Below are 12,291 nucleotides of genomic sequence, written 5' to 3'. Positions count from 1 at the left end.
GCGCAGGAAAGCCGAAAGGCGCAGAAGCTGCCTGACAACAAAATCGAAGATAATGATCACGGCGTGTCTCCAGAACCGGAGCCCACGATGGCATCGTGGTGCTTTTAGCATTGGTGACGCGGTGCAAGCTGCTCCAGCAAATCCCGCGAACGATCAAACAACGTGTCGATCGATACATGAAGTGTTCTCGATTGGACCGCTCGGGTCAATGAAAGCGGTTTTCAAAGATCGACGATCGTGAGGGAAAAGCGTCTCCCGGCTTCGTCGCATGCAGCGGGGATTGTTCCGCGTGGCCTCAGGCCGGGTCCTGCGGAACGACGGTCAGGATTTCCCGACGAGCATGCCCAGCTGAATCGCCAGCGTGTCCGCAAGAGCCTTCAGATACTTCACGGCTTCGGATGTGATCGGCTGGGCGATGCCGAGCCAAGCTATTCTTCCAAATGTAGCGGGACGTACCGCTCGCCTCGCCTCCATTGGGGACGTGGGCCGCGGCTTCCGAATTGAGCCTAGAGGGTGATCTCCTGCATCGCCTTCTTGAGGCCAGGTTCCTCGACGAGATCGGCTGCCATTAATGGGGTGAACCAGTACCGCCGACGCGTACTCTGCTCCGGCCACTCGGCGCGCTCTTCTTGCACGATGATCGGAAAGAGTTTCACCCTGCAGAGCACGAAATATCCGTCCATGCGCTTCCAATAAAGGTAGCGGCCAACGGCACGCTTCTTGGCCTGTCCGATGACACCAGCCTCTTCCCAAGCCTCGATCGCAGCGGCGTCGTGAGCTTTGAGGCCCTTCATGGGCCAGCCCTTCGGCACGGTCCAGCGACCAGTCGTTCGCGTCGTCACGAGAAGAACTTCAAGGCCGCGCTCTGTCTTGCGGTACGGAATCGCTCCAACTTGCCGCCTGGGCTTTGCCAACAACGGCTTGTTCTTTGAGTTTCTGGACTTCATTGCCTGTGTACTCGGACATGGACTTAAGCGGCCAGCCGGCAGGTGGTTCCGACAGATGTCAGCGCTGGTCGCGTAGAACAACAAGCGCTCTACCAGATATCCTCGGGCTTCACTGACAACGCCGCTCCATCCACTCATGGGCAACCTGAAAGCACCACCTTCAGATGATCTTCGCACGCAAGGTCGCGGTGACGATTTCGGTGACGACCACCACTGCGAAGATCACGGCCAGCACGAGTCCGACCTGGTCCCAGTACAGATTGTCCATCGCCGCCTGCAGCGCCACACCGAGGCCGCCGGCGCCGACCAGGCCGAGCACGGCGCTCTCGCGCACGTTGATGTCCCAGCGGAACAGGCTCACGGCCAGGAAGGCGGGCTTCACCTGCGGCCAGAAGCCCTTGAGCAGGACGGAGCGCCAGGGCGCCCCGGCGGCCCGCAAGGCCTCGATCGGGCCGGGCTTGGCTTCCTCGATCGCTTCGGCCAGGAACTTGCCGGTAAAGCCGATCGAATGGACGGCCACGGCCATCACGCCGGCGAGGGCGCCGGGGCCGAAAACCGCGACGAAGAACAGCGCCCAGACCAATGTGTGCACCGAGCGCGTCGCGACCAGGATGAACCGGCCGAGCGTGTTGACCCAGGCCGAGGGCGAGACGTTCCGGGCACACATCAGCGCCACAGGCGTCGCCAGCATGATCGCCAGGATCGTGCCAAGCGTCGCGGTGTGCAGCGTCTCGATCAGCGCCTGCTGCACGGTCTTGGGGAAATAGGCCCAGTCGATCGGCCACATCCGGGCAAAGAGGTCGACGGTTTGCGCCGGCGCGTCATAGAGGAACTCCGGGATGACCTCGATCGTCTGCAGCGACCAGCCGAGCGCCAGCGCGGCCACCGCCCAGAAGGCGAGGCGCATGCCGCGCTCGGCGGCGGTGAAGCGGTTCCAGACGAGGCCGGAAGGGCTCTGCTTGACCTCACCGCTTGGAGCCTCGTCCTGATAGACCCGGCGCATAAAGGCCGAAAGGATCTCGCCTGCCATCACCGCCAGAATGATCGCGATGATGATGGTCAGGACGAAATCGTAATCGAAGCGCTGGAAGGCGGTGAACAAGGTCGCGCCGATGCCGCCGCCGCCGACCAAGCCGACCAGCGCCGAATTACGCAGGTTCGAGTCGAGTTGGTACGCGGCAAAGCCGATGAAGCGCGGCAGCACCTGCGGCACGACGCCCATGATCACGACCGAGAGGAACGGCGAGCCGGCGGCTCGCAACGCCTCGATCGGCTTCATCGACATTTCTTCAATCGCCTCGGCAATCAACTTGGCGATGAAGCCGATGGTTGCGACGATGAGCGCGAGCACGCCGGCAAGAGCGCCGAAACCGACCGCCTTGACGAAGAGGATGGCGACGATGACCGGATGAAAGGTCCGGCAGAGCGCTATCAGCCCGCGCGCCAGTACCGTCACCGGCAGGGGCATCAGGTTGCGCGCGGCGCAGAGGCCGACCGGAAGGGCCAGCAAGACGCCGGCGCCGGTTGCGATGATGGCGATCTGAAGCGATTCCAGCATGCCCTGCGCGAGCAGCTGCAGTTTGTCGTGAGCCAGGTTCGGCGGCAGCATGCGGCCGAGGAAGCGCGCTCCGTTGCCGAGCCCCTGGACGAAGCGTTCCCAGCGGACATCGACGATGCCTGCGGCATAGATCACATAGGCGATGAACAGCATCGCGCCGAAGCGCAGCGGCCAGTTCGGGGGGAAGGCGCGGGTGCGCAAGCTGCCGTCGGCACTGAGGGGATGGGCGCTCATTCCATCCAGCCTTCGCCACCGTAGATTTCGGCGAGGTGGCTCTCCTGCAGTCCGCTCGGCGGCCCGTCGTAGACGACGACGCCCTTCGACATGCCGATCATCCGCAGCGCGTAGCGTCGCGCGAGCGCAACATTATGAATGTTGACCAATACCGGGATGTCGCGCTCACGGCCTACCTTGGCGAGGAGCTCCATGATCTCGACGGAGGTCTTGGGGTCGAGCGAGGAGGTCGGTTCGTCGGCAAGGATCAGATCGGGCTCCTGCATCACCGCGCGGGCGATGCCGACACGCTGGCGCTGGCCGCCAGAGAGCTGGTCGGCGCGACGGGTGGCGAAATCCGCCAGCCCGACGGAATCGAGCAGGGCGAAGGCACGAGCGATATCCTTCTCCGGGAAGCGCCGCGTCCAGGCGCGCCAGACCGGGACATAGCCGAGCCGGCCGCAGAGCACGTTCTCGATCACGGTTAGCCGCTCGACCAGGTTGTACTCCTGGAAGACCATACCGAGCCGCCGGCGCGCTGCGCGGAGCGCCTCGCCCTGCAGCTTCGCGAGATCGGTGCGGCCGAGCATGATTGAGCCGGAGGTCGGATCGACCAGCCGGTTGATGCAGCGGATCAGCGTCGACTTGCCGGTGCCGGAAGGACCGATGATCGCGACGATGCCGGGCTCGGAGACGCTCAGTGAGATGTCGCGCAGGACCGGCTGGCCCTTGCGATACTCCTTGACGAGGTTGCGGATGACGAGCGCCCGGCCATGGCCGGGCGCCTCTTCGACAGGAAGGGCGCTCATGAGCTGGGGTCGGCCTTCGGATTAGGGCTTGGCCGGGGCGGGCTGTGCCTTCTTCTTGGCGAGTTCGTCGGCTTCGCGCTTGGCCTCGGTGTCATAGGCCGACTTGTTGTAGGGCGTGCCCGACTTTTCGGCGACGTCACGCACGATCGCCCAGTCCTTCTGGTAGGTGATCGGCAGGAATCGATCGTCGCCGTTGAACTCTTTGGTCATCTCGGGGGTGAAGCGGAAGGAGAAGAAGCAATCGGTCAGCTTCTTGGCGAGCTCGGGCTTGAGGTCATGCGCATAGGCGAAGGAGGAGGTTGGGAAGATCGCGCTGCGATAGATCTCCCGGGTGTCCTCCTTCTTGATCGTGCCGCGCACGATCATGCGCTCATAGACGTCTCCGGCGACCGCACCCATGTCATAATCGCCCGAAACCACGCCGAGGATCGACTTGTCGTGGCCACCGGACATGAGCGGCTTGTAGTCCTTGTCAGCTTCGAGCCCATGTTCGGGGAACAGCACACGCGGGGCGAGGTTGCCGGAATTGGACGAGGGCGAGGTGTGGGCGACCTTCTTGCCCTTGAGGTCGGCGAGCTTCTGATAGGGGCTGGAAGCCTTGACGACGGCGACAAGATTATAGCCGCGCACGCCCGCAGCCGACCCTTTGGCCGCGAAGGGGATCGCCCCGGCCAGGTTGACGGCGAAGCCGGTCGGGCCGGTCGAGAAGCCGGCGAAGTGCAGGCGGCCCGAGCGCATCGCCTCGATCTCTGCGGAGTTCGACTGAACGGGATAATAGACGATCCGCTTGCCCGTGCAGGCGGCGAGATGATCGGTCAGCGGCTTGAAGATGTTGGCGTATACGGCGGGGTCCTCGACCGGCGTATAGGCCCAGACCAGCGCCGACGGGTCCTTTTGCTTCGAAGCATCGGTCGGCACGTCGGCGACGAGGTCCTTGTTGGCGTCGCAATACATCGTGTCGAGTTGCCCGCGATTGGGGCAGGCATCCTGCGCCTGAGCCACGCCGGCGAGCCCGAGGCCCAGCAGCAGCGAGGCGGTCGCGGACAGGTAGGTCATCAGCTTGGTCATTGTTGGCGTCTCTCCCGGTCGATCTTTGTTATGAGCCGGCTCTATTATGTGACACAAAACTGTCATATTCCAGCCGGGCAGGGCGATCACGCCCTGCGACTATAGTGGTCTTGCCATGCAGTAGCGGCTGGCTTGGCCTCGACCCCGATGATGCAACAGCGACCTTTCACCCAATTTCCAGAGAATCTCGCGGCGCTGGCCTGGCGTTATGACGCCTTCCTGCTCGACCAATGGGGCGTCCTGCATGACGGCGTGCGGCCCTATCCGGGTGCCCTGGCGGCGCTCGAATGGCTGCGGAGCGCCGGCAAGCGCGTCATCATCCTCTCGAATTCCGGTCGCCTCGGGACCGAAAACGCCGCCCTGTTGGCGAAAATGGGCTTCGCTCGCGAGCTCTATGACAATGTCGTTTCCGGCGGCGACGATGCGCGCGACGCGTTGTCGGTGCGCGACGAGCCATTCTACCGGGCGCTCGGCCGGCGCTGCCTGCTGCTGGCGCGGGCCGGTGAGGCGCACCTAGCGGATGGCTTGGGGCTTGCCCTCGTTGACGATGTCGCCCGGGCGGATTTCATCCTGCTGATGACCATGGACCCACCCGGGCAATCGGTGGCGGGCTGGATGCATGTGCTCAAGGCCGCGATCGAGCGGCGTTTGCCGATGGTCTGCGCCAATCCTGACCTGCAGCGTGCCAGTGCCGGTGGTGGCCTGCAGGAGGCGCCCGGTGCGGTCGCGCGGGCCTATGAGCGATTGGGCGGCACGGTGCGCTATCACGGCAAGCCGGAGCCACGCATCTATCGCAATTGCCTTGCCCGCCTCGGTGTCGATCGGCGCCAGGTCGTCGCCATCGGTGATTCGCTTGAGCATGATATTGCGGGCGCCGAGGCTGCCGGCCTCGACAGCGTGTTCGTCGGCGGTGGCATCCATCGTGGTGAGATCAGCTGGCATGGCGCGACGATGGATCCCGCGAGTTGCCTTGATCTCTTCGCGCGCGCCCAACGAAGCCCGACCTACGCCCTGCCGTGGCTCGGTTGACGGAAATGCTGCGTCAGCCCAGCCACGGCTAAAGGCCGGCCGTGCCAGAGGCCGCAGATCGCAGGCTAGGCGTTTGCAATGACAACGCGCTCAATCACCTTCGAGAGGGATGCAAGCGCCGGCAGTGTTTTCGCCTTCTTGTCAGTCACGAGCACCGAAACCTGATCGAGTTCGCAGAATCGCACGCGGCTGGTGACGCCAATTTTCGAGTGATCGGCGATCAGGACCACGGCTGCCGAGTTGAGCACCATGGCTCGGGCGATTTCCGCCGTGTGTTCGAAGAAGTTGGTCGCGGCTCCGCTTATGTCGATGCCGAAGGGCGATAGAAGTGCCAGGTCCGCCTTGAACCTGTAGATGTCGTTGATCGTCGAGGCGCCGCCCGTCTCCGGCAGTTCATGCACGATCAAACCTCCGAGCAGAAAGACACGGCTACCCGTCACTTGCCGCGTCGACGCCATGATCGTGGCGACCTGGAGGGAGTTCGTCAGGATGTTGAGCCCCGGCATGGCCTTCAGTTCTTCTGCCAAGGCCGCCGTCGTCGTCCCGCCATCCAGGAACAGGGTCTGGCCACTCCGGACCAGTCCCGTCGCGGCGCGGGCAATCGCGCGCTTTTCTTTCAAGCGGACAGTGGATCGCGCTTCGTAGGAAGCATCCTGTTCGGCGGGCAGACTGACGGCTCCGCCATGGACCCGCCGCAGTCCCCCTTCCTGCTCCATCGCAACAAGATCCCGGCGGATCGTCTCGTTCGACACGCCGAACTCATGAGCGAGCCTTTCGACCGAAACGCTGTCGAACGTTTCGAGAAGCGCGCGAATGCGCTGCTTTCGCTCCTCATGCCACATCCACCTGACCTCGCTGAACGGGATTACGTCGCCGCCTGGATCATATGATCGTCGCGGCGAATTCAGTCATAAACCCACATTGCCACAAATATCCACGAATGCTAAGCCGTATTCACGAGTGGGAGGGAATGGCTCATGCGGGCCGAAAACAATCTGGCCGGATGGTTGGATATGGCCAGTCGGCTGGCGATGGAGAGCGGAGCCATCCTGCGCGAAGCTGCGACCGTGAGACCCGACGTGGAAGTGAAGCCCGACCGGAGTTTCGTCACGGCACTCGATGCGCGTATTGAGCGTCGCATGCGGGAAATCCTTGCCGACGGCTTTCCCGAGCACGGCGTCATCGGCGAGGAGGAGGGGCCTGAAAATCCCAAAGCCGAGCATGTCTGGGTGCTCGACCCGATCGACGGCACAGCGGCCTTTATCGCGGGGATGCCCATCTATGGCACGCTGATCGCGCTGATGCAGGCAGGAGAGCCGATCCTCGGCATCATCGACCATCCGATCACCGGCGAGCGTTGGCTCGGCGTCAAGGGGCGCCAGACCCTCTACAACGGCGAGCCCTGCCGCACGCGCTCCTGTGGCAGCCTCGGCGAGGCCATCATGTCAGCCAGCAATCCCGATTTCTTCGGCGATGAGGAGCGCCCCGCGCTCGACGCGATGCGCGACGCCACGGCCTGGCGCATCTGGGGCGGGGCCTGCATGAGCTATGGCCGCCTGGCATCGGGCCGCATCGATGTTGCGCTCGACACGCGCCTGAAGCTCTGGGATTTCGCGCCCTTCCGCCCCATCGTCGAGGGGGCAGGGGGCGTCATCACCGACTGGCAGGGCGCGCCGATCACGCAGGAAACCGGTCAGCGCATCTTGGTGGGGGGCGATCCCGCCCGGCATCGCGAGGCGCTGGCGCTGGTCGAAAAGACCATGAAAGGCTGACCGCATTCCGCTCCGAGACGGCGACGATCCGCCGGAGCTTTCATCGCAGAGGGACGTCATGGGTATCGCGATCGAGGATCTGGCCGTCTCTTATGGTGGCACGCGCGTCATCGACGGGCTGGCGCTGGCGATCGAGCCGGGCTCGTTCTTCACGCTTCTGGGGCCAAGCGGCTGCGGCAAGACGACCTTGCTGCGTACCATTGCCGGCTTCGTTCCAGCCGAGCGCGGGCATCTGCGCTTCGGTGGCGCTGAGGTGACTCATCTGCCACCTCATCGGCGGGACATCGGCATGGTCTTCCAGGACTATGCACTGTTCCCCGACAAAACCGTCTTCGAGAACGTCGCCTACGGACTGCGAGCCCGCAGGCACCCTGACGCCGCGGTCAAGGCGAAAGTCGGCGCGGCGCTGGAGCGGGTGGGCCTCGGCCATCTCGGCGCGCGCCACCCTGCGGCGCTGTCGGGCGGCCAGCGCCAGCGTGTCGCCCTCGCGCGCGCGCTCGTCATCCAGCCGCAGGTGCTGCTGATGGACGAGCCGCTTTCCAACCTCGATGCAAAGCTGCGCATCCAGGTCCGCGAAACCATCGTCGAACTCCAGCGCGAAGCGAAGATCACGACCGTTTTCGTCACCCATGATCGCGAGGAGGCGCTCGCGATGTCCGACCGCATCGGCGTGATGAACAAAGGCCGGCTGGAGCAGGTTGGCTCGCCCTCGCAGATCTACCGCGAGCCGGCAACGGGGTATGTGGCCGATTTCGTCGGTGGCGCCAATCTCGTCGAGGTCGAGACCGTCACGAGGCAAGCTGGCGAGATCGGTCCAATCGCCCTCGACGGCATCGCGATCACGGCACGCGCGCCAGCTGCGCTCACGCCCGGCCGCGCCATTCTCGTGGCACGGCCAGAAGACATCATAATTGCGGAGGGACACGCGCAGGACGCGCTCCCCGCGACCGTCGCTCATCGGCAATATCTTGGCGGCAAGACGAGCTACAAGGTCACCCTCGCTGGCGGCCGCGTACTCGCGGTCGATCTGCAGAGTGGCGCGCATGACCGGTTCGAGCCCGGCGCCAGCGTCGGGCTCGTCTTCGATCCGACAAAGACCCTGGTCCTGGCGTCATGAGCGCGCAGTTCCGCTCGGTCTGGTTCTGGTTCTCGGTCCTCGCGCTCGCGATCCTGGCCGTCTTCCTGCTCTATCCGCTGCTGAACGTGCTGACCGGCAGTTTCGGCGGCGCCGGCGGCCGCTCTGGCTGGGTCATCTTGGCCGGCGATCCGAAATACGCCGCGGCCATCACCAATACGATTGTGCTCGGCCTTGCCGTGACATTGAGCACGACGTTGATCGGCGTGCCGCTGGCCTACTTCACGGCGCGCTTCGAGTTTCCCGGCAAGGGCATCGTTGCAGTGCTGCCGCTCGTCACGCTGGTCATCCCGGAGGTGATCGCCGCGCAGACCTGGCTGATGATGCTGGGCAACAACGGCTTCATCACCCGCTGGCTCGGCGCGCGCGGCATCGACATCCCGAGCTTCTACGGCTGGCCGGGCCTGATAACGGTGATGACATTCACCTACTACACCTACATCTATATCGGCACGCTCGCCGCGATCCGCGGCTTCGACGTGCAACTCGAGGAAGCCGCGCAGAGCCTCGGCACCTCACCCTCCCGCTCGCGTCTCAACGTGATGCTGCCGGTCGTCCTCCCGTCCGTGCTGGCGAGCGCGCTGCTGGTCTTCACGCTCGTCGTCGGCAATTTCGCGACGGCGACCATCCTCGGCAGCCGGGTTCCGCTGCTCTCCGTCCTGACCTACCAGGCCGCGGTGGCCGAGGGCGGTTCCGATCCGGTGATGCAATCGACGCTGGCCACGGTCTCGATCGCGATGGTCATGATCGTGCTGTTCTTGCAGCGCTGGGTCGTCTCGCGCGGGCGCCATGAGGTGACGCAAGGCCGTGGCGCGCGGGCACAGAGGCTCCGCGGACTCGCCGGCCTCGCCACTGGCGTGCTTGCGGCACTTCTGGTCATCGTCTCGCTGTTGCCGCTGGGCTCGATCGTCATCGGCGCCTTCACGGTCTCGCGCGGCCCGGTCATGCGCTGGGGCGAGTGGACGACCGTCCATGTCGAGCGGCTCTTCCGTATCGCCCCGGATCCGGTGCTGAACACGCTCGCGTATTCGGCGATGGCGACCGTGATCGGGATCACCTTCAGCGCACTTGTCAGCTATCTGATTGTCAAGAAGCGCAATGTCCTGACCCCGGCGCTCGATTATCTGACGGCGCTGCCGCTGGCGCTTTCCGGCACCATCATCGGCATCGGGTTGCTGATGTCATTCAACACCGGCTTCCTGCCGCTAACCGGCACGGCGAGCATCATCGTGCTGGCCTATATCGTGCGCCGGCTGCCCTTCGGCATCCGCAACGCGTCCTCGACGCTCTACAACATCCCGAACTCGATCGAAGAGGCTTCGATCAGCCTCGGCGTCCCGCCGGTCGCGACCTTCTTCAAGGTCGTGCTGCCGCTGATGGTGCCGGCGATCGCGGCTGCCGCCGTCCTGACCTGGACGACCACGGTGGCCGAGCTGTCCGCCTCGATCATCGTCTATTCCGGCGGTCGCGAGACAATGCCGATCCAGATCTACAAGCTGATCGACTCCAACCTGATGGCCCAGGCCTCGGCCTATGGGCTGGTGCTCGTCGCGGTGATCCTGATCCCGATCATCGTCGCGACCCGCATCTTCAAGGTCGATCTGTTCTCGTCGAAGAGCTGAGCCAACGCACCACAAACCTCCAATGCGGCATTTCGCGCCGCGCCGGACATGAGGGTAATACGATGAAAGGACCGACCATGACCAACAGCATCGATCGTCGTGCGATGCTCGCCGGGCTTGCGGGCCTGGCTGCCACGCCAGCTCTCGGCCCGGCGCTGGCCCAGGGCGCATCAGGCAATGTGGTGCTCTACACCTCGAACAACGCCCAATCCGTCGATGCCATCCTCGGCGTCGCCAAGGAGAAGCTGCCAAACCTGAAGATCAGCACCATCACGGGCGGTTCGGGCCAGCTGCTGCGCCGGCTGGAAGCGGAAGCCGCCAAGCCGCAAGGTGATCTGTTCTGGAGCTCGAGCGCCAACACTCTCGGCGCCTTCACGCAGCTATTCGAGCCCTATGCCTCACCCGAGGCCGCAAACGTCCCGGCCTCGCTGCGACATCCGCAGAATCTCTGGACGGCCTCCAACGTCCATCTCGTCGTGGCGATGATCAACAAGAACCAGCTCGGCGGTGCCGCCGCGCCGAAGACCTGGAAGGACCTGCTGGAGCCCGCCTTCAAGGGCAAGATCATCATCGCCGACCCGGCCAACAGCTCGACCGCCTATACGATCCTCTGGGGCATCGACAAGCTGCTGGGCCCCGAGGCGCTCAAGACGCTGGCGGGCAACCTGACCGTCTCCAGTGCAGCCTCGACCGTGCTGCGCAGCGTCGCCCAGGGCGAGTATTCGGTGGGGCTGACCTTCGAGTCCAACGCCTATGCCTATGTCGCCGGCGGGCAGCGGGAGATCTCGCTGCTCTACCCGGCGGAAGGCACATTCTCGACGCCCGAATTCCAGGTTCTGGTCAAGGGCGCACCAGCCGGCGCGACTGCCAAGGCGGCCTATGATTTGCTGCTCTCGAAGGAGGTGCAGATCGCATTGCTGGAGAACGCCTTCCGTCGTCCCAGTCGGTCCGACATCGACGTTTCTAAATACGCCGACCTACCGGCCATCGGTAGCATCAAGGTCTTCGACATCGACGAGACCGAAGCCGCGGCCAAGCGCGACGAATTCCTGAAGCGCTGGCAGTCCTATGCTGGCCCGGCGAAGTAAGATTGCAAGCTAAAGAGCTGACATGCCCGCCAAAAGGCGGGCATGTCAGTGGCGCGGCTCGAGGGGGCTACGAGGCTCTCTCAAGTTCGGATCACCATCGGCATAGTTGCGCCCTGGGCAGGGTGCTCGGGCCCGCGATTCTTGTCATGCGCTTGCGCCGAAGACCGGAGAGAAACGACGGGCGCCCGCGGCTTTGACCAAGTCTTTCATCCCTCGATCAGGACATTGCGCATGCTCTGGTCGGGGCTCGGCGCGGCTGGACCGCTCGCGTCGAATTGCTTCAGGATCTCAGCAGAAATGGCCTCGGCCAGTCGGTTGATTGTCTGATCGGAAAGCTCTCGCTCGCACATCACTCAAACTCGGCCGTCAGCGCATCCTTGCATTGGCAGGTCGATGGGAACGGTGTGCCGAAGCGCAACCAGCATGGAGAAACAGGATGGGGCCAGTCACGGTCTTCCAGTTCCTATGAGGTTGCGGCACCAATCCGGCGGACCGTGGCGCGCAATGCGCGAAGAGCAAATTTCCGGTGCAAAGTTTAGGATGCACGCCTTCGCGTTGCCCGATTGCGCTATGGTCGTGGAGAGTTCCAGACCTGCCCTCGTAAATTCCAGAATGACGTCGATGCCTACCAGATTGCGCGTCGCCGTTGTGGCGGCGATCATCAGCGTGACCATGCCCGCGGCCGCCCAAAAGATCACGGTTGAGGGGATTGCCCGATCGGCCAGCCTCTACGCCGCGATCGTCGAATTTTGCCCGCCAACACAGTATGTTAACCTCGATGTCGCGACCAAGGCAGCCAAGGCGATGACCGACGCGGCCAATGAAGCACTCGGGCCAGACGTCGGTCGAACGGCGCTCGATCGTGAGTTGAAGCGGAGGTTCGACGAGGTACGTACGCAAGGCGCTATGGCTTGGTGCGCCAACCAGACCAGGCAACCTGCTAACGCGCTGCTTTTCAGAATGGCGCCTCGCTGATGGCTGAGGAGCGCCTACAGCGGACTCCCGCTGATTGGCGGAAAGCAGACATCCGCGACCACGCGCCAAAGGACA

Annotated in this window: 11 protein-coding genes; 6 read left to right on the top strand and 5 right to left on the bottom strand. The window is 64.1% G+C overall.

Annotated elements, in window-relative coordinates; translation table 11 throughout:
* Positions 1-506 precede the first annotated feature (506 nt).
* From VGN82_RS12400 to phnD, 4 genes are all read right to left on the bottom strand, one after another.
* A complete protein-coding gene (locus tag VGN82_RS12400; protein WP_327527315.1) occupies positions 507-947 on the bottom strand; it encodes an NUDIX hydrolase in 441 nt (146 codons plus the stop codon).
* 160 nt (positions 948-1,107) lie between these two features.
* Positions 1,108-2,739, bottom strand: coding sequence for a phosphonate ABC transporter, permease protein PhnE (phnE, locus tag VGN82_RS12395; RefSeq protein WP_327527314.1), 1,632 nt, complete (start codon positions 2,737-2,739; stop codon positions 1,108-1,110).
* Complete coding sequence (gene phnC, locus VGN82_RS12390; protein ID WP_327527313.1) at positions 2,736-3,527, bottom strand: phosphonate ABC transporter ATP-binding protein; 792 nt, start codon at positions 3,525-3,527, stop codon at positions 2,736-2,738. The genes phnE and phnC overlap by 4 nt, the downstream gene beginning before the upstream one ends.
* A 21-nt stretch (positions 3,528-3,548) precedes the next feature.
* Complete coding sequence (gene phnD, locus VGN82_RS12385; RefSeq protein WP_327527312.1) at positions 3,549-4,595, bottom strand: phosphate/phosphite/phosphonate ABC transporter substrate-binding protein; 1,047 nt, start codon at positions 4,593-4,595, stop codon at positions 3,549-3,551.
* Positions 4,596-4,745: 150 nt separating this feature from the next.
* Here phnD and VGN82_RS12380 point away from each other — a divergent pair, with 150 nt between their 5' ends.
* Positions 4,746-5,624, top strand: a complete 879-nt coding sequence (locus VGN82_RS12380) for a TIGR01459 family HAD-type hydrolase (RefSeq protein ID WP_327527311.1) — start codon at positions 4,746-4,748, stop codon at positions 5,622-5,624.
* Between the two features lie 65 nt (positions 5,625-5,689).
* Here VGN82_RS12380 and VGN82_RS12375 read toward each other — a convergent pair whose 3' ends face one another.
* Complete coding sequence (locus tag VGN82_RS12375) at positions 5,690-6,466, bottom strand: DeoR/GlpR family DNA-binding transcription regulator (protein WP_327527310.1); 777 nt, start codon at positions 6,464-6,466, stop codon at positions 5,690-5,692.
* Between the two features lie 171 nt (positions 6,467-6,637).
* Here VGN82_RS12375 and VGN82_RS12370 point away from each other — a divergent pair, with 171 nt between their 5' ends.
* From VGN82_RS12370 to VGN82_RS12350, 5 genes are all read left to right on the top strand, one after another.
* A complete protein-coding gene (locus VGN82_RS12370) occupies positions 6,638-7,396 on the top strand; it encodes an inositol monophosphatase family protein (protein WP_327527309.1) in 759 nt (252 codons plus the stop codon).
* A 58-nt stretch (positions 7,397-7,454) separates the two neighbouring features.
* A complete protein-coding gene (locus tag VGN82_RS12365) occupies positions 7,455-8,513 on the top strand; it encodes an ABC transporter ATP-binding protein (RefSeq protein WP_327527308.1) in 1,059 nt (352 codons plus the stop codon).
* The gene (locus VGN82_RS12360; RefSeq protein WP_327527307.1) at positions 8,510-10,153 is read left to right on the top strand and encodes an ABC transporter permease; all 1,644 of its coding nucleotides are present in this window, start codon (positions 8,510-8,512) and stop codon (positions 10,151-10,153) included. The genes VGN82_RS12365 and VGN82_RS12360 overlap by 4 nt, the downstream gene beginning before the upstream one ends.
* Positions 10,154-10,230: 77 nt before the next feature.
* Positions 10,231-11,241: an extracellular solute-binding protein gene (locus tag VGN82_RS12355; RefSeq protein WP_327527306.1), complete on the top strand. Its 1,011-nt coding sequence runs from the start codon at positions 10,231-10,233 to the stop codon at positions 11,239-11,241.
* Positions 11,242-11,862: 621 nt separating this feature from the next.
* On the top strand, positions 11,863-12,216 hold the full coding sequence (locus VGN82_RS12350; protein WP_327527305.1) for a hypothetical protein: 354 nt from the start codon (positions 11,863-11,865) through the stop codon (positions 12,214-12,216).
* Positions 12,217-12,291: the final 75 nt, after the last annotated feature.

The sequence above is a fragment of the Allobosea sp. genome (assembly GCF_035999205.1).
Classification (GTDB): Bacteria; Pseudomonadota; Alphaproteobacteria; order Rhizobiales; family Beijerinckiaceae; genus Allobosea.
Note: the sequence above shows the minus strand (reverse complement) of the source record. Positions and strands in the feature narration are given on the sequence as shown.

Bases quoted from the DNA above. Each gene is read 5' to 3' on its own strand.
- VGN82_RS12400 (WP_327527315.1), bottom strand. From the start codon at position 947: ATGAAGTCCAGAAACTCAAAGAACAAGCCGTTGTTGGCAAAGCCCAGG.
- phnE (WP_327527314.1), bottom strand. From the start codon at position 2,739: ATGAGCGCCCATCCCCTCAGTGCCGACGGCAGCTTGCGCACCCGCGCC.
- phnC (WP_327527313.1), bottom strand. From the start codon at position 3,527: ATGAGCGCCCTTCCTGTCGAAGAGGCGCCCGGCCATGGCCGGGCGCTC.
- phnD (WP_327527312.1), bottom strand. From the start codon at position 4,595: ATGACCAAGCTGATGACCTACCTGTCCGCGACCGCCTCGCTGCTGCTG.
- VGN82_RS12380 (WP_327527311.1), top strand. From the start codon at position 4,746: ATGCAACAGCGACCTTTCACCCAATTTCCAGAGAATCTCGCGGCGCTG.
- VGN82_RS12375 (WP_327527310.1), bottom strand. From the start codon at position 6,466: ATGTGGCATGAGGAGCGAAAGCAGCGCATTCGCGCGCTTCTCGAAACG.
- VGN82_RS12370 (WP_327527309.1), top strand. From the start codon at position 6,638: ATGGCCAGTCGGCTGGCGATGGAGAGCGGAGCCATCCTGCGCGAAGCT.
- VGN82_RS12365 (WP_327527308.1), top strand. From the start codon at position 7,455: ATGGGTATCGCGATCGAGGATCTGGCCGTCTCTTATGGTGGCACGCGC.
- VGN82_RS12360 (WP_327527307.1), top strand. From the start codon at position 8,510: ATGAGCGCGCAGTTCCGCTCGGTCTGGTTCTGGTTCTCGGTCCTCGCG.
- VGN82_RS12355 (WP_327527306.1), top strand. From the start codon at position 10,231: ATGACCAACAGCATCGATCGTCGTGCGATGCTCGCCGGGCTTGCGGGC.
- VGN82_RS12350 (WP_327527305.1), top strand. From the start codon at position 11,863: ATGCCTACCAGATTGCGCGTCGCCGTTGTGGCGGCGATCATCAGCGTG.